The organism is Accumulibacter sp. (genome assembly GCF_032229525.1).
GTDB lineage: Bacteria > Pseudomonadota > Gammaproteobacteria > Burkholderiales > Rhodocyclaceae > Accumulibacter.
In genome coordinates, this window is sequence record NZ_JAVTWB010000121.1 from 18516 (window position 1) to 35411 (window position 16896).

15 protein-coding genes are annotated in these 16896 nt (G+C 61.2%); 12 read left to right on the forward strand and 3 right to left on the reverse strand.

Going from position 1 to position 16896, the window contains the following annotated elements; genetic code table 11:
• Positions 1 to 22 precede the first annotated feature (22 nt).
• The 5 genes from RUW20_RS08275 (at position 23) to grxD (ending at position 6651) form a co-directional block, all read left to right on the forward strand.
• The gene (locus RUW20_RS08275; RefSeq protein WP_313951731.1) at positions 23 to 2812 is read left to right on the forward strand and encodes an EAL domain-containing protein; all 2790 of its coding nucleotides are present in this window, start codon (positions 23 to 25) and stop codon (positions 2810 to 2812) included.
• Positions 2813 to 2915: 103 nt separating this feature from the next.
• Entirely contained in the window at positions 2916 to 4178 is a 1263-nt protein-coding gene (gene hemA, locus RUW20_RS08280; RefSeq protein WP_313951732.1) for a glutamyl-tRNA reductase, read from the forward strand.
• A gap of 73 nt (positions 4179 to 4251) precedes the next feature.
• On the forward strand, positions 4252 to 5334 hold the full coding sequence (gene prfA, locus RUW20_RS08285) for a peptide chain release factor 1 (protein WP_313951733.1): 1083 nt from the start codon (positions 4252 to 4254) through the stop codon (positions 5332 to 5334).
• A 93-nt stretch (positions 5335 to 5427) separates the two neighbouring features.
• Positions 5428 to 6252 carry a peptide chain release factor N(5)-glutamine methyltransferase gene (prmC, locus tag RUW20_RS08290; RefSeq protein WP_313951734.1) on the forward strand — a complete coding sequence of 275 codons (825 nt, stop codon included), beginning with the start codon at positions 5428 to 5430 and terminating at the stop codon, positions 6250 to 6252.
• Positions 6253 to 6324: 72 nt separating this feature from the next.
• On the forward strand, positions 6325 to 6651 hold the full coding sequence (gene grxD, locus RUW20_RS08295) for a Grx4 family monothiol glutaredoxin (protein ID WP_313951735.1): 327 nt from the start codon (positions 6325 to 6327) through the stop codon (positions 6649 to 6651).
• Between the two features lie 118 nt (positions 6652 to 6769).
• On the opposite strand, the gene RUW20_RS08300 is transcribed toward grxD, so the two are convergent.
• The 3 genes from RUW20_RS08300 to argH form a co-directional block, all read right to left on the reverse strand.
• On the reverse strand, positions 6770 to 7135 hold the full coding sequence (locus tag RUW20_RS08300; RefSeq protein WP_313951736.1) for a carboxymuconolactone decarboxylase family protein: 366 nt from the start codon (positions 7133 to 7135) through the stop codon (positions 6770 to 6772).
• A 120-nt stretch (positions 7136 to 7255) separates the two neighbouring features.
• Positions 7256 to 8542, reverse strand: a complete 1287-nt coding sequence (locus tag RUW20_RS08305) for a serine/threonine-protein kinase (protein WP_313951737.1) — start codon at positions 8540 to 8542, stop codon at positions 7256 to 7258.
• A gap of 28 nt (positions 8543 to 8570) precedes the next feature.
• Positions 8571 to 9956, reverse strand: a complete 1386-nt coding sequence (argH, locus tag RUW20_RS08310; protein WP_313951738.1) for an argininosuccinate lyase — start codon at positions 9954 to 9956, stop codon at positions 8571 to 8573.
• 61 nt (positions 9957 to 10017) lie between these two features.
• Here argH and RUW20_RS08315 point away from each other — a divergent pair, with 61 nt between their 5' ends.
• The 7 genes from RUW20_RS08315 to RUW20_RS08345 all read left to right on the forward strand — a co-directional run.
• Complete coding sequence (locus tag RUW20_RS08315) at positions 10018 to 11055, forward strand: histidine kinase (protein WP_313951771.1); 1038 nt, start codon at positions 10018 to 10020, stop codon at positions 11053 to 11055.
• Positions 11052 to 11831 (forward strand): LytTR family DNA-binding domain-containing protein, encoded by a 780-nt coding sequence (locus tag RUW20_RS08320; protein WP_313951739.1) that lies wholly within the window; start codon positions 11052 to 11054, stop codon positions 11829 to 11831. The genes RUW20_RS08315 and RUW20_RS08320 overlap by 4 nt, the downstream gene beginning before the upstream one ends.
• A gap of 116 nt (positions 11832 to 11947) precedes the next feature.
• Positions 11948 to 12622, forward strand: a complete 675-nt coding sequence (locus RUW20_RS08325; RefSeq protein WP_313951740.1) for a c-type cytochrome — start codon at positions 11948 to 11950, stop codon at positions 12620 to 12622.
• Between the two features lie 423 nt (positions 12623 to 13045).
• The gene (hemC, locus tag RUW20_RS08330; RefSeq protein ID WP_313951741.1) at positions 13046 to 13993 is read left to right on the forward strand and encodes a hydroxymethylbilane synthase; all 948 of its coding nucleotides are present in this window, start codon (positions 13046 to 13048) and stop codon (positions 13991 to 13993) included.
• A complete protein-coding gene (locus RUW20_RS08335; RefSeq protein WP_313951742.1) occupies positions 13990 to 14763 on the forward strand; it encodes a uroporphyrinogen-III synthase in 774 nt (257 codons plus the stop codon). The genes hemC and RUW20_RS08335 overlap by 4 nt, the downstream gene beginning before the upstream one ends.
• Positions 14763 to 16037 (forward strand): uroporphyrinogen-III C-methyltransferase, encoded by a 1275-nt coding sequence (locus RUW20_RS08340; RefSeq protein ID WP_313951743.1) that lies wholly within the window; start codon positions 14763 to 14765, stop codon positions 16035 to 16037. The genes RUW20_RS08335 and RUW20_RS08340 overlap by 1 nt, the downstream gene beginning before the upstream one ends.
• A partial coding sequence (locus RUW20_RS08345; protein ID WP_313951744.1) for a heme biosynthesis HemY N-terminal domain-containing protein occupies positions 16034 to 16896 on the forward strand: 863 nt, incomplete at its 3' end. The genes RUW20_RS08340 and RUW20_RS08345, both read left to right, overlap by 4 nt.

A 16896-nucleotide genomic window follows, 5' to 3' on the forward strand; every position in this document is an offset into this window, starting at 1 on the left:
GAGCCTCAAATGGAAGGTTCTGTTGACCCTGGGCGGGGTGATGCTGACGGTTAACGGCGGCTTGTCCTGGCTTCACTTCCACGATTTGACGAGTCGCTTCGAAGTCCAACGCGCTGCGACCAGAGAACGCCTTGTAGCCCAAGCTTTTGCCTTGCGCAGCGACTTCGGACTTCGCTTGCAGGCGCTGGCCGGCATGCTGGCTGCTCTCGACTCGGTCGGGGTGAGTCTGTTCGAGACGCGTGCGGGTAATGCGCTGCTGCACCAACACTTTGATAGCTACTGGTCGGTTCTGCAACTGGATCTTGGCCTTGACTCGCTGCAGGTCTACGCGAAGACCGGTCCTCCTCTGGTCACCTGGAGGACCGATGCGTTGACGGAACTCGATCACAACGCCCAGGTACGTACGGTGATCGAGAATGAGCGGGCCATGCAGTGGACACGCTGCGAGCAGGTCTGCACCCAGTTCGCGGCGGCGCCGATCCTGTCGGCGGGGCGGGTGGCGGGGGCGGTGGTCTTGGGCAGCTCTCTGGCAGACGTGGTGGTCTCGTTCCACCGTTTATCTGGCGCGGATCTCGGTGTACTGATTCCGGGCGGCAACCGGGAGGGCAAGAACGTATTGTCAGACTTGGGGTTGCAGGTGATTGCCCTGAGCAGCGCGGAACGAAATCTGTCCCTCCTGCATCAACTGACGGCGGTTCCGCCGCTGCCCGGTGGACGTGCCTGGCGCTTGCTGTCTCACGATGAAAAGCAATTCGAGTTGTCGTTCCTGGCCCTCGACGCGCCCGATGGCGGCGCATCGCCTGCCCTCTTGGTGATTATCGACGATCTCACGCAAGCGTTGGCCGATATTCGGAAATCAGTCTGGAGTCGCTTACAGGGCGAGCTGGCGGCCTCCTTGTTCTCGCTGCTGTTGTTGGCGCTGCTGGTGCATGCGCCGTTGCAGCGCATGACCCGGGCCGTGCGCGCCATCCCGCTGCTCGGGCGCAGCGCTTTTGCCGAGGCACGCACGCGAATTGCGCCCCGCGTTCGGCGGCTGGTCGATGATGAAATAGACAGCCTTGACGAAGCCGCGATAGCCCTGTCGTATCGGCTGGAGACCCTGGAGCGGGATGTTGCGGCGCATTCCACCCAGATGGAAGAAATGCTGCAGCGTATTTCCGTCGAACGAGATTTCAGCAAGAACCTGCTCGAGACCGCACAAGTCATCATCCTGACACAGTCAGCTGATGGGCAGATTCTCACGCTGAATCGCCACGGGCGCTTGCTGTCGGGCTGGGCAGAGGAAGAAGTGCCGGGCAAGCGCTTCTTCCAGCTGGTCTCTCGGGACGGGCCGTCTGAGGTGGCGGTCCAGCAGGCGGTGCAGGGGATTGCCGCCGGCGCTCGTCGGCGCGTTCAGCTGGAATCAATTCTGGTTAGCACGAAAGGTCAGTCGTACGAAATCACCTGGAACCACACGCGTCTTTCCGAGGGGGCGGGCGAGGGGACAATAATCCTGTCGGTCGGCATTGACCACACCGAGCTCAAGCGCGCCGAGTCACACGTCAGCTATCTGGCCGAGCACGATCCGCTGACGGGTTTGGTCAACCGCCAGCATTTCCAGCACGAGCTCGATCGCGCGCTGAACAGCGCTCGCCGTTCGGCGCATGATGGTGCACTGCTATATCTCGACCTCGACGGGTTCAAGTATGTCAACGATGTGAGCGGACATCAGGCCGGTGATTCGTTGCTGCGGATCGTTGCCGACGAAGTCGGCAACGTGGCACGGGCCAGCGATTTGCTGGGGCGGTTGGGCGGCGACGAACTGGGTGTGCTGCTACACGAATGTGATCGCGACGGGGCCATTCAGGTAGCCGAGAAAATCAACAATCGGCTGGCGGAAATCAAGTTCCCCGGATTAGGTGCGAACCATCGCGTTTCCGCCAGCATCGGGATCGTGATATTTGCCGAGGGAATGATGGACGTTAAGCAGCTGCTCGCCAACGCCGACATCGCGATGTACCAAGCAAAGTCGAAAGGCGGTGCTGGCTGGCACCTCTACTCCGAGGGCGAAGGCGTACAGGAGAAAATGCAGAGCCGCCTGTACTGGGAGGAGATGATCAACCGCTCGCTGTTGGAGCAGGGTTTTGTTGTCCATTACCAGCCGATACTCGATATCCGTGCCAAACAGGTCAGTCACTACGAGGCGCTGGTGCGCATGCGGGCGGCAGACGGATCGCTGATCCCGCCCGGCATGTTTATGGAAGTAGCCGAGAACAGTGGATCGATCCGCGAAATCGATCGTTACGTGATCCATGAAGTGTTCGGCAAGATGGTGTCGTTGTTTGCCGCCGGCAAGCACTACAAGTTTTCGATCAATCTGTCCGGCGTCAGTATCAACGATCCGCGGCTGTTTTCGTTCATTCGTGATGAACTTGCCAGCAGTCCGCTGTTGTCAAGTCACGTCATCTTCGAGATCACCGAAACTTCGGCTGTATCGGATTTTTCGGCCGCTCGCACGTTCATGAATGCGGTGCGAGAACTCGGTTGCGCGTTCTCGCTGGATGATTTCGGGATCGGGTTTTCATCGTTCAACTATGTCAAACAGTTGCCTGTGGATTACGTCAAGATCGATGGGTCGTTCGTCCGTACCCTGGTTGACAGTCCGGATGACCAGGTTTTTGTGCGGGCGCTGGCCGAGGTGGCGCGCGGTTTTGGCAAGAAGACCGTCGCCGAGTTCGTCGAAGACGAACGTGCCTTGAACATGTTGCGTACTTTCGGTGTGGACTACGCGCAAGGATACTTCATCGGCAAGCCAGGGCCGGATGTTGCCTGACGGTGGCTGGGCGACCGCCAGTGCTCGCGCCAGGGGGCATGGTGGTGTCAGTGATATAATGCGCCGCTGACTTGCCACCACCTTTGCCTACCGTCTGTCAAGCATGGCGCTGTTTACCCTTGGTATCAACCACCACACAGCGCCACTCGCGGTTCGCGAGCAGATGTCGTTTCAGGCTGAAAGTGTGCCCCAGGCGCTAGCCGACCTGGCCGCTGGTAAAACAGTCCATGAAGCAGCGATTCTCTCGACCTGTAACCGGACCGAAGTGTACTTCGCCACCGAGGTGCCGGATGCGGCTACGCAGTGGCTTGCTGACTATCATCGCCTGACGCGCCACGAGATCGAACCCTACCTCTACACTTATCCCGAGCGCGATGCAGTCCGCCATGCGTTTCGCGTGGCGAGTGGGCTCGACTCGATGGTGCTCGGGGAGCCGCAGATCCTCGGCCAGATGAAGGAGGCGGTGCGTGTCGCCGAGGAGGCCGGGACACTCGGTACGACTTTGCACAAACTGTTTCAGCACTCGTTTGCGGTCGCCAAGGAGGTACGTTCGACGACCGCGATAGGTACCAATAGCGTTTCGATGGCTGCTGCTGCGGTGCGCCTGGCCGAGCGCATCTTCGAGCGTATCGCCGATCAGAAGATCCTGTTGATTGGCGCGGGCGAGATGATTGAGCTGTGTGCCACACATTTCTGCGCCCAACACCCGAAGCAGGTGGTGATCGCCAACCGGACGGTCGAGCGCGGCCTGGCGCTGGCAGATCGCCTGGGCGGAACGGCGATCAGGCTCGAGGATCTCGGGGAAAGATTGTCGCAGTTCGATATCGTCGTCTCCTGCACCGCCAGTCCTCTGCCAATCCTCGGCCTGGGCATGGTCGAGCGGGCCATCAAGGTACGCCGTCACCGCCCGATGTTCATGGTCGACCTCGCCGTTCCGCGTGACATCGAGTTCGAGGTGGGCGAAATGGACGACGTCTTTCTGTATACGGTCGACGATCTCGCGCAAGTGGTCGAGTCCGGGCGCGAGTCGCGGCAGGCCGCGGTGCTGGACGCGGAAGCGATTATCAGCGAGCGTGTCGAGGGCTTCCTGCGCTGGCTGGCCACGCGTGGTACAGTGCCGGTGATTCGTTCACTGCGCGATGCTGCGGAACGTGCGCGCCGCCACGAGCTGGAGCACGCGCTGAAGCTGCTGGCCAAAGGCCAGGATCCGGCGCAGGTGCTCGACCAGTTCTCGCGCCGTCTGACCAACAAGTTTCTGCACGCGCCGACGCAGGCGCTGACCCAGGCTGGCGGTGATCGAGACCAATTGCAGGTACAGGCCGCACGCCTGTTTCACTTGCATCCGGATACGCGCTTCGGCGAGTAGCAGTCGCTGGTGCGCGATGCCAGTCCCTGACCATTATTCTTCCCATATCTTCGCGCACTGAACCTATTTCCCGATGAACCAGAGCATTCGCGACAAACTTGAGCATCTGAGCGGTCGCCTCGACGAACTCGAACGCATGTTGGCCAGCGGCGAAGCGACGCAGGATATGGATGAGTTCCGCAAGTTGTCGCGCGAGCATGCCGAACTGGGTTCGGTGGTTGCGCTTTACCAGACCTGGCGTCATGGTGAGTCCGACCTCGCATCCGCGCTCGAGATGCTGGCCGATCCGGAAATGAGAGACTTGGCGGAAGCGGAGGTGGCCGCCATCCGGGAGCGCTTGCCGCAGATCGAGGGCGATCTGCAGAAGCTGTTGCTGCCGAAAGACGCCAAGGACGGTCGCAATGTCTTTCTCGAGATCCGTGCGGGGACCGGCGGTGAGGAATCGGCTCTCTTTGCCGGCAACCTGTTCCGCATGTATACGCGCTACGCCGAACGTCAGCATTGGCGAGTCGAAGTGGTGTCAGCGAGCGTGTCGGACCTCGGTGGTTACCGGGAAGTGATCGCACGCATCATCGGCAATGGCGTCTACTCGAAGCTCAAGTTCGAGTCTGGAGCGCATCGCGTGCAGCGCGTTCCGGACACCGAAACGCAGGGCCGCATCCACACGTCGGCTTGCACTGTGGCCGTAATGCCCGAGGCGGACGCCCTGGAGGAGGTGCAGATCAACCCGTCCGAGATTCGCGTCGATACTTATCGCGCTTCCGGCGCAGGCGGGCAGCATATCAACAAGACGGATTCGGCCGTACGGATTACCCATTTGCCAACCGGGATTGTCGTCGAATGCCAGGATGATCGGTCGCAACACAAGAACAAGGCGCAGGCCCTGTCGGTACTGTCGGCACGGATCAGGGACGCGCAGGAGCGCGAGCAACACGCGAACATCGCGTCCACCCGCCGGGATCTGATCGGTAGCGGCGACCGTTCGGAACGAATCCGGACCTACAATTTTCCCCAGGGGCGAGTTACCGACCACCGTATAAACCTGACCCTGTACAAGATTGACGCAATCATGGATGGCGACCTTGACGATCTGCTTGGCGCACTGATCGCCGAGTATCAGGCGGATCAATTGGCCATGCTCGCCGAGAGCGCGTGAGTGGACGCCGCGCTAGCGAATGCTCTGCCCGACCTCTTTCTCTGACCACCGCTCTCCCAGCTACGCGTGCGCCGCGTGCTGACCGGGGCGGCGATGACTATCGCTGGCGCCTGGCATGCAGCCAGCCAGCGCATCGATCGTCTGGATGCGCGTCTGCTGGTCGAGCAGGTGACCGCTTGTACCCACGCCGATCTGCTTGCACACCCGGCACGGTCCCTCTCGACGGATCAGTTGAGCAGGCTGGATGCGCTCGTCGGTCGTCGTGCAGGCGGGGAGCCGCTGGCCTATTTGCTGGGATCGGCAGCGTTCTACGGGCGCGAATTCTGGGTCACTCCAGCGGTTCTAATTCCGCGCCCGGAGACGGAACTCCTTGTCGAACTCGCGATCGAACGCGTGCAGCCACACTCGGGAGCACGCATTCTCGATCTCGGTACGGGCTCCGGGGTCTTGGCGGTGACTCTCGGCTGCCTGTGCCCGGAAGCCAGGCTGACGGCAGTCGATCTCTCGGTGGCGGCACTCGCAGTGGCCAGTTCCAACGCGGCGCGCCATGCGGTTGAGATAGATTTCCGTGCCGGTCAATGGTTCTCGCCGCTGGGAGAAGAGCGTTTCAACCTGATCGTGGCCAACCCGCCGTATGTTGCACAGGGTGATCCGCATCTGCAGCAGAACGGTTTGCCTTTCGAGCCGCAGATGGCGCTGACCGATGGCGTGGTCGGCGGTGACGGCTTGGCCTGCATCCGCTTGGTGGTCGGCGGCGCAGCAGTCCATCTTCGCCCGGGTGGCTGGTTGCTTGTCGAACACGGATACGATCAGGCGGGCGCGGTGCGCGAACTGCTGCACCGGCAGGGACTGGCCGACGTTGCTTCGTGGCGCGACCTGTCGATGATAGAACGCGTCAGCGGCGGACGCTTGCATTGACGGCGCCTACCGCTAACCGGTAGACTGCCCGGTTGATTTTTTAACTACTACTAGCAATTGCGAGGTTTTGTGATGGATGTTCAACAGCTGATCAAGGAGCAGGTCACGACTAATCCGGTGGTGCTCTACATGAAGGGAACGCCGCAGGCTCCGCAGTGTGGTTTCTCGTCGGTCACCGTGCAGATCCTCAAAGCCTGTGGGGTGTCGACTTTCCTCAGCGTGAACGTTCTGGAGAATCCAGAGATACGTAACGGCATCAAGTCGTATGCCAACTGGCCGACCATTCCTCAACTGTACGTGAACGGCGAGTTTGTCGGGGGCTGCGACATCTTGCGTGAGATGTACGAGGATGGCGAGTTACAGAAACTCCTCGAAGGCCTCGTCGATCCGGTCGCTTGACGGTACGCTTTTTCAACAGGCTCGACGCGTCCGGCTTTTCTTGTCGGGAAGCTGGTCGCCTGCGCCGACGACATGTCGCCCCGTCTGTCCGGACCGGGTGCTGTCGCCGGCGTGGTTCTCAGGTGCTGGCAGAAGCGGGCTTGCCGGAGCTCAGTTCCTCGTAGGCGCGGACTGCTTCAGCGGCATACATCAGGGTCGGGCCACCACCCATGTAGGTGCACACGGCAAGCGTTTCCATCAATTGCTCACGGCTCACACCGAGACGAATCAGCGCCTTGATATGAAAGCCGATACAGGCATCGCAACGACTGGCAACGCCGATCGCCAGGGCGATCAGTTCCTTGTCGAGCGCCGACAACGCCCCCGGCGAAAGTGCCGCTTTGGCCATTGCGTTGAAGCCTTGAATCGTCTCCGGAATTTCGTTGCGCAGGGTGCCGAGTGCCTTGGCAACATCGTGCGTGATCGTGGTGAAAGACTTGCTCATTTCCGCCCTGTGTATCTAATCAGAAAACGCTAATATACATCCGCGGTACGGCTCGGGGCAACCAGTTTCAAAGGCCGGCGTGTTCGCCGGCGGGTGCCACCAGGGCGGCTCGCCGCCGCCTCAGAAGGAGACCAGCCGAACGTTTGCCGCCGCCAGCCGCTCGCTCAATACCGCGAGGAAGGACTGGTAGAAGTGGACCCGGCAGGCGTCTGAAGCAGCCTGCAAAGCGCTTTCGCTGATCCGCACCAGGGCGGCCTCGGTCACGGCGACGATGTCGGCGCCTCGTCTGGGTTGTGCCTTGCCGATTACTGCCATCTCTCCGACGCACTCGCCGGACGTCAGCATTTCCAGAACCATTCCGTTCTTGAGTACCTTCAGTTCGCCTTCGGCGAGGAAGCAGAAGAAATCGCCGCGATCACCGTCTCGAATGATGACCGTGCCGGGCGAAACGCGGGTCCATTGAGAAAAACGTACCACTTCCCATATCTCGACGTCGGAAAAGTCCGCGAAAAACGGGAACGAGCGTAGCGTCTCGAACTTCTCGAGATCTGCCATCTGGCCGACCGATACCTTTGCTTGCCGGGTACGAAAAGCTTGCGCCAGATCGTCTGAAAACTCCTCCCAGTTCGGGTAGCGAGTTTCGAGTTCCTTGCTCATCGCACGCGCCACGATGGCCTCCAGCGCCGCCGGAATATCGCTGCGCAGAGCCGAAGGCCGGCGTGGCTCGGCATTGATGATCTGGTAGATGATGTCGTAGCTGTTGCGGCCTTGAAAAGGCAGTTGTCCGGTCAAAAGCTGATACATCACCACGCCGAGCGAGTAGATATCTGTTTGCTGATCGAGCCGGCGGTCCTGCACCTGTTGCGGGGACATGTAGGCGGGTGAACCGATCCCCAGAATCAGGGTCCGGTCGGGGGCGCCGATGATTGCCGCACCGAAATCGGAGATCTTGATGTCGCCCTGTTTTGCATCGGCACTGGTGAGGAGGATGTTGGCTGGTTTGATGTCACGGTGAATGATGCCAGCCCGGAAAGCGAAATCGAGCGCGCGCGTACACTTGAAGATAATCTCGACGATGCGTTGGACTGGCAGCAGTTTGTCCGGCGTGCAGACACTCTCCAGCGTGCCACCTGGTACGTACTCCATGACGATGTAGCAGTAATTGTCGTCGACCACCGCGTCGTAAATCTGCACGATGTGTGGGTGCGACAGCTTGCCAATCAGTGCTGCTTCGTTGAGAAACAGCTGCGTATTCAGCCTGCCCCGCTTCGGGTCTTTCAGAATTGCCGGGAACGCCACCTTGATTGCCACTTCGCGCTGGGTAAACGGGTCGTTACCCAGGTACACGGTGGACGTTGCGCCGCGGCCGATTTCGCGGACAAGCTCATATTTGCCAACTTTCTCCATTACGCTGCCGGCCTCGCTCGCAGCAAGCCTAACGGTGGCGGGCGCGGTCGATTGCGGCCAAAACCTGCGCCGGCGCCGTGCCGCCGACATGGTTACGAGCGGCCAGCGACCCGTCGATCGTCAGTACCGCAAAGACGTCGTCGTCCAGCAATGGCGAGAAGCCTTGCAGTTCGGCGAGGGACAGCTGCGCCAGGTCGACGCCGAGGTCCTCGGCGTGACGTACCGCCAATCCAACGATTGCGTGGGCATCACGGAAAGGTACTCCCTTGCGAGTCAGGTAATCGGCCAGGTCGGTGGCGGTGGCGAATCCTTGAGCCAGAGCAGCGCGCATGTTCGTCGGGTTGACCGTGATGCCGGCGATCATCTCGGCGAAAATACGCAAGGTGTCACTTACCGTATCGATGGCGTCGAAGAGCGGCTCCTTGTCTTCCTGATTGTCCTTGTTATAGGCCAGAGGTTGGCCCTTCATCAGCGTCAGCAACGCCATCAGATGACCGTAGACGCGGCCGGTCTTGCCGCGCGCCAGTTCCGGAACGTCAGGATTCTTTTTTTGCGGCATGATCGAGCTGCCGGTGCAGAAGCGATCGGCAATGTTGATGAAACCGAAGCGTGGGTTCATCCACAGCACCAGCTCTTCCGACAGGCGCGAAAGATGCATCATCAACAGCGCGCTGGCGGCGCAGAATTCGATCGCGAAGTCGCGGTCGGACACAGCATCGAGCGAGTTTTCGCAGACGCCGTCGAAGCCCAGCAGGTCGGCGACGAAATGACGGTCGATCGGGTAGGTCGTGCCGGCCAGGGCTGCGGCGCCCAGGGGCAGACGGTTGGTGCGTCGTCGGCAGTCGGCAAAGCGCTCGGCGTCGCGTTGCATCATCTCGAAATAGGCGAGCAGGTGATGGCCGAAAGTCACCGGCTGGGCAACCTGGAGATGAGTGAACCCGGGTAAAGGCGTGGCGGCCTCTCTTTCAGCCAGATCCAGCAACCTGCTCTGGAACTGACGCAGCAGGGGGAGGATGTCATCGATTGCGTCACGCAAATACAGGCGGATATCGGTTGCCACCTGGTCGTTGCGTGAGCGTCCGGTGTGCAGACGTTTTCCCGCGTCACCAACGAGTGTGGTCAGGCGTTTCTCGATGTTCAGGTGGACGTCTTCGAGGTCGAGTGACCAGACAAAGCGGTCTTCCTCGATTTCGCGCACTACCTGCGCCATGCCGCGCTCGATATCCGCCAGATCGTCGGCGCCGATGATGCCCTGCCTGGCAAGCATTGTGGCGTGTGCCACCGAGGCGCGGATGTCTTGGCGCCACATCCGACGGTCGAAATTCACGGAGGCCGTGTAACGCTTGACTAGGTCGGACATCCGCTCGGAGAAGCGGCCGGCCCAAGTGTATTGGGAAGAATCCGATTGGCTCATGCGGGACAGGTTCCTGGGCTAAAATCTCTCGTAGAACCTTGGACAGGCGCCACTTTGAGTGATGGCAAGTATAAAGCAAAACCTGGCCGGTCAGCCGCTGCCGGATTTCCGCAATTCCGGAGTTATCCTACGCATCATGCTTGGGGTGAACCTGTTGGCCCTCGCCGCCGCTCTGGTTCAGAGCGAGGGAGTGAGCGACAGTCTCCAACTTTACATCGACATGGCAAGCCGGGTACAACCCTTGCTGGTCTTCAACCTGGCACTCCTGGCACTGATCGGGAAAGCCTTGCAGCGCTGGCCCGCGTGGGTCGGGTGCGCGGTGGTGTTGGTTTTGGCCGCCGCTTCAGCAATCCTCCTGTCAAGTTTCTTGTCGCCGGTGGCCTTTGACGATAGTGGTACGCAGCGCCTGATCAGGGCGGGTCTGCTGGGCGGAGCGGCGGCCGGGTGCCTGCTTTCCTACTTTGCCTTACGCGCTGCAGCGCTTTCTCCGGCGCTTGTCGAAGCGCGATTACAGGCGCTGACTGCACGCATCCGGCCGCATTTCCTGTTCAACAGCCTGAATGCTGTCCTCTCCCTGATCCGCGCAGACCCAAAACGTGCAGAGACAGCGCTCGAGGAGTTGGCGGAACTGTTCCGGGTTCTGATGCGCGATCACCGGGAACTGGTGCCTTTGGCCGACGAGATCGCCCTTTGCCGGCAGTATCTGGATCTCGAAAAGCTGCGTCTTGGCGAGCGCCTGAACGTCGAATGGGACCTGGCCGCCGATCTGCCGAGCGAACTCAAGGTGCCGCAGCTGATGGTGCAACCTCTGCTGGAGAATGCCGTCTATCACGGCATCGAGCCTTCGGGCGACAAGGGCACCATCCGCGTTCACCTGGCATGTCGCGGCGATCAACTGCTCATCGATCTGACCAATCCCTGCGGCGGAGGCGCCGAACACCAGCGCGGTAACCATATGGCTCTTGACAACATCCGCGAACGATTGGCCCTGTACTACGATCTTGAAGCGCGCCTGGAGACCGGTGAAGTAGCGCTTGCCGACGGCCAGCGGGAGTATCGGGTGCGGATTGTCCTTCCTTGCCGCGGACGTTCGTCATGAGCGTGTCGGCGACCGTTCCCGTGCTATCGGTGATGATCTGCGACGACGAGGCTCCGGCGCGCGCACGCTTGCGCGATCTGTTGGCCGATATCAGCGCGGAACTTCCCAATGCGGTGGTCGCCGAAGCCGCCAACGGTCTGCTCGCCTTGGCCGCGATCGAAGGCTTACGGGTGGACGTGGCGCTGGTCGATATTCGCATGCCCAAGATGGACGGCGTTGAGCTCGCGCGTCATTTGTCGCAGCTCGAACACCCCCCGTCGGTAATTTTCGTGACTGCCTATGACGCCTACGCGGTCCAGGCCTTTGAGCTCAACGCCGTCGACTATCTGCTCAAACCGGTGCGCGCGAGGCGCTTGCTGGACGCCCTGCAGAAGGTGCGACAAGGCCGCCCGCAGCCGCCGCTCGCGGCAATGCAGCAGGCTGCCCGCAGCCATCTCTCCTGCCACGAACGCGGTCGTCTGCTGCTGATTGCGGTGAGCGAGATCCTCTATTTCAGGGCGGATCTGAAGTACGTTGCGGCGCGCACGCGCGAGCGTGAATATCTGCTCGAGGAGTCGCTCGCTCATCTCGAGCAGGAGTTCGGCGAGCGCTTTATCCGCCTGCATCGTAGCGTGCTGGCCGCCAGGGATGTGATCACCGGTTTCGAGAAGAGCCCTGGCAGTGACGACGCAGAGACGCAATGGCAGGCGATTTTGCGCGACGTTCCCGAGCGATTGCCCGTCAGCCGCCGCCAGTGGCCCCTGCTCAAGTCCTATGCACGGCACTTGAGTAGTTGATTGGTCGGCAGAGTGCGTTGCTTGCCCGACGGGCCCTCAGCGCGCTTCTTGACTCCTATCAAAGGTGCTCGGCCAGGGGTTTCTTATAATTCCGCCTTCATTCCGACGAGGTCTTCATGAGGCACGCCAGACGTTTCGACATACTGCTTCTCATCCTGCTCGGGGTGGCGGTCGTTCTGCCGGCGGCGGCGCTTGATCTCGAGCGGGCGAAAGACATCTACGGACCCTGTGCCGCTTGCCACGGTCCGTTCGGTGCTGGCGGCAAGAAAGGCGAGTACCCGCGAATCGCCGGTCAATCGTCCAAGTACATCGAACAACAGTTGAAGGCATTTCAGAGCCAGCTGCGAATCAACCTGCCGATGTATCCCTACACCAGGGAGCGCGAGCTTCCCGATGAGGACATGAAGCTCGTTTCGGCCTACCTGACCCAGATCGAATTGCCGACGCGGCCACCCGTCTTCAAGGACAGTGACGATGCCTTGACGCGCTTGCTGGCGATGGAAAAAATCATGATCATCCCGCGTGCCGAGGGCGGTATCGAGAACGGCCGGGCCATCTATCAGAAGAACTGCGCGGTCTGCCATGGCAAAACTGGTCAGGGGCGCGGCATGTTTCCAATGCTCGTTGGCCAGTACACCAACTACCTGGCCAAGCAGGTCGATGCCTATCTCGCCGCCGATCGCCCGCACGATGAAGAAGGCGCCAAGACGGGAGTGTTGTACACACTGAAGGCGGGGGATATTCAGGATGTCCTGGCCTACCTGACGGCGATCCAGGAAGGCGATCGGTAAGGGTCAAACTCGCTGCCACACTTGCCAGCACTCGCGTCCGGCTCAAGAGAGAAGGGAGTCGCGCATAACAGCTGACTTCGCCAGGTGTGGCCAGGCGTTGCGCGGCGTTGCAAGGGTAGCAGCGGAGAAGCCAGGCGCCTTGTTCGCTTTCCAGGGGGCGCGCAATTGCACAAACGATCCCGTACGCTGCTCACCTCAAGGTGTTGATGGCCGCTTTTGTCATATGGTATGTGTGTCCTCGTGGTCCCTCTGGGCGGCTTGGCGCTGCTGCGTACGGCGCCGTCGAGGACGGTGAACAAGCGTGCTAGAATCGCTCGATGATGATGATGTATTCAGGGGCGCGGCCATGCCCTTGCGTGTCGCCTGCAATTTTGAGGCTGGCCACGCACTTACTGCACCGACCGAACCGACCGGAATTCAGCCTTGAACTCAGCAAACCCAGATCAGTCTCGTATCGTCATCGCTTCGCGTGAGTCGCGCCTTGCCATGTGGCAGGCGGAACACGTTCGTGGTCGCCTGGCAGAGTTGCACCCGCGCAGTACGGTAGAGATTCTCGGCATGACCACCAGAGGCGATCAAATCCTCGATCGTCCGCTGTCGGCAATCGGTGGCAAGGGCTTGTTCATCAAGGAGCTCGAGGTGGCGATGCAGGATGGCCGTGCCGATCTCGCGGTGCATTCCATGAAGGACCTGCCGATGGAACTGCCCGACGGCTTCATTCTCGGCGCCATCTCTGCGCGCGAGAACCCGTGCGATGCCTTCGTTTCCAATCGTTTCGCCGAGCTCGACCAGATGCCGGCCGATGCCGTGATCGGCACCTCGAGCCTGCGCCGCGAAGCGACTCTGCGCGCCCGCTATCCGCGACTGGTGATCAGGAGTCTGCGCGGCAACCTCGATACGCGCCTCAGAAAACTCGATGCCGGTGAATACGATGCGATTATTCTGGCCGCTGCCGGGCTGATCCGACTCGGTTTGGCCGATCGCATCAAATCGGTCCTGACACCGGAGCAATCGTTGCCAGCACCGGGACAAGGCGTGCTTGGCATCGAGTTACCCTCCGCGCGTGCCGAACTGCTTGCTCTGGTGGCCCCGCTCAATGATCCTGCCACGGCGCATTGCGTGCGAGCGGAACGCGCGTTTTCCCGTGCTCTGGGAGGCAGTTGCCAACTGCCGCTTGGCGCTTATGCGGTGCTGGAGAACGGTTTGCTGTGGTTGCGCGGCTTCGTCGCCACGCCGGACGGTAGCCAACTGGTGCGCGGTGAACTGCGTGGTGCGCCGCAAGAGGACGAGTCGCTTGGCCATCTTCTGGCCGAAATGCTGCGTGACCAGGGGGCCGGCGCCATCCTTGACAAGCTTGCTGCAGGCCAATGAACCAGTCTCTGCAGGGGAAGACGATCGTCGTTACCCGACCGCGGGCACAAGCCGCGAGGCTGGCCGGCTGGATCGCCGAGCGAGGTGGTCAACCGGTGATCTTTCCCTTGATCGAGATCGCGCCGGCCGACGACCCGCAGCCGCTGCAGTCGGTGATTCCTCGACTCGATGATTACGCGCTGGCCATTTTCATCAGCCCGAATGCCGTCGATTTCAGCCTGCCGGCCATTCTTGCCGTCGGGATGTGGCCCAGTAGTCTGCAGGCAGTTGCCATTGGCCAGGGGGGAGTCAGTGCACTGGCGTCTTACGGGATTGAGAACACTGTCGCTCCCGTCGATCGTTTCGATTCCGAGGCCTTGCTTGAGCTTCCTGAATTGCAGCGAGAGTGCGTCGGCGGCAAGCGGGTAGTAATATTTCGCGGTAACGGCGGACGTGAGCTGCTCGCCGACAGCTTGCGTGAACGTGGCGCGCAGGTCGATTGCGTGGCTTGCTACCAGCGCTTGGCGCCCGACGACGGGGCACCGCTGGAGGCTCTCTGGCGCAGCGGCCAACTGGATGCTTTGACTGTTTCGTCCAGCGAGGGCCTGCGCAATCTCTTCGACCTGCTTGACGATCCTTCGCGCGCGCGGCTGCGTACGACACCGGTGTTCGTTCCGCACCGGCGAATCGCCGAGTTGGCGCACGAGCTTGGTTTACAAAGAGTGGTTCTGACCGAAGCGGCAGATGCCGGGATAATCGATGCTCTGAACGTATATAATTGGTGGTCATGATGAATGAAAAAACCGACCCGCGTGACGCTGTTCCTGAAGAGGCTGCCGTAGCGCCAGCCGATCAGGCGTCGTCAGCAAGCCAGTCGCAGCCAACGACCGAGACGTTGCCAGCGACCCCGTCGTCAGCAGAGACACCGTCGCCAGCAGCAGAGAGCCAGGCACCTGCAGCGAGTCAGGCACCTGCAGCGAGTCAGGCACCTGCAGCGAGTCAGGCGACGCCAGCGTGGCGCAATCCGTGGTTGGTCGTCGTTCTGGTGGCACTCGGACTGGCAGCTTGGCAGTGGGTGGAAACCCGGCAAAAACTTACCGATACCCAGCAGGAGTTGGCTCGTCGTCTTGCCGAGAGCGATACCATCGGCGCGGAGATTCGCACTTCGGCGAAGCAGGCGCAGGAACAGGTGGCTGGCGTTCTCGGCAGGCTTGGTGCCCTCGAGACGAGAATTGCCGAATCGCAAAGTCAGCAGGCGGCACTGGACCAGCTGTACCAGGACCTGGCTCGCAACCGTGATGAGTGGGCGCTGTCCGAGGTCGAGCAAGGTGTGACTCTGGCCGCGCAGCAGCTACAGCTTGCCGGCAACGTACAGGGGGCGGTGCTCGCCTTGCAGACGGCCGATGCCCGTCTGGCCGGCAGCAGTCGGCCGCAGTTCATTCGTTTGCGCAAAGTCCTGGCGGGCGACCTCGATCGTCTGCGTGCCTTGCCGGAAATCGATATTGCCAGCATGAGTCTGCGCCTGGAAAGCGTGATCAATGCTATTGACACGCTTCCCCTGCTTGTCGAGGCGCGACCCAGGGAGGCCGAAGTCAGCCCGCAAGAGGGAACCTCTGCCGCTGCGGAGCCTGTTGCGGAAGCTGCCTGGCCTTCGGTCGCCAGTGCGGAATTCTGGCAGCGCCTGGCCAGCGCCGGGTTGTGGCAGCGACTCGGCCGCGAGTTCTGGAGCGAAATCCGATCATTGGTACGAATTCAGAAGTTTGACCGTGACGAGCCGGCCTTACTGGCACCAGGGCAAGCTTTCTTCCTGCGCGAGAACCTCAAGCTCCGTCTGCTCAATGCTCGGTTGGCTTTGTTGGCACATGACCAGAGGATCTTTCGCAGTGAGTTGGAGCATACACAGGCCTGGATCGAACGCTATTTTGACCCTCGCGATGCTGGGCTACAGACGGCACAGGGGTCGTTGAAGCAGCTTGCCTCGACCGAGATCACGATCGAATTACCGACGCTCAACGAAAGCCTGTCGGCGATCAAGACCTTCAAGCTTGGCGAGGAACGGCCGTGAGAGCGCTGCTGTGGCTACTGGCACTGGCTGCGGTGGCGGTTGGGATCTCGCTGGCCGCGCGTTTCAGCGACGGCTACCTGCTGCTGGTGGTGCCCCCCTATCGCGTAGAGTTGGCCTTCACTCTGGCCATCTTTTTGTTCTTTGCCGCCTTCTTCCTGCTCTACGTGCTCCTGCGCGTTGTCGGGCTGACTCTTTCTCTGCCCAACAGGGTCAGCGAGTTCCGTGCTCGCCGCCGCCGCGAGAGGGCTGCCGCATCTCTGCACGAGGCCATTCGCCTGCTTTTTGAAGGGCGTTTCACGCAGGCCTTGAAGAAGGCTGGCGAAGCCCATGCCGCCGGCCAGTCGCGGGGCCTGTCGGCGCTGCTGGCTGCGCGAGCGGCTCAGCGTTTGCGCGAACCGGAAAAGGAAAAAGAGTGGCTCGATCGCGCGCGTGTCGATGATCCGAAGCTGGAGTCGGCCCGCTTGATGCTGGAAGCCGAGGGGGCTATCGGCCATGGCCAGTTCCAGGAGGCGGCGACAGCATTACAGCGCCTGCAGGGCATCGCCGGCCGCCACATCGCCGCGCTTCGCCTGGAACTCCGCGCCCAGCAGGGCTGCGGCAATTGGCCGGAGGTGCTGCGCCTGGCGCGCCTGCTCGACAAGCGTGAAGCCATGCCGCTTGAGGTGGCGCTGGAGATCAAGACCAGAGCGCACCAGGAAAGCATTCGTCAGCGCCTGGGCGATCAAGGACAGCTCCTCGACTACCTGCAGCAGGTGCCCGTCAAGGAACGTAACCCACGGCTGGTGCATACCTTTTCCGAGGCTTTGATGGCGAGCGGGGATCATGGTGAAGCGCAGCGCCTGATCGAGAAGCAGCTCGA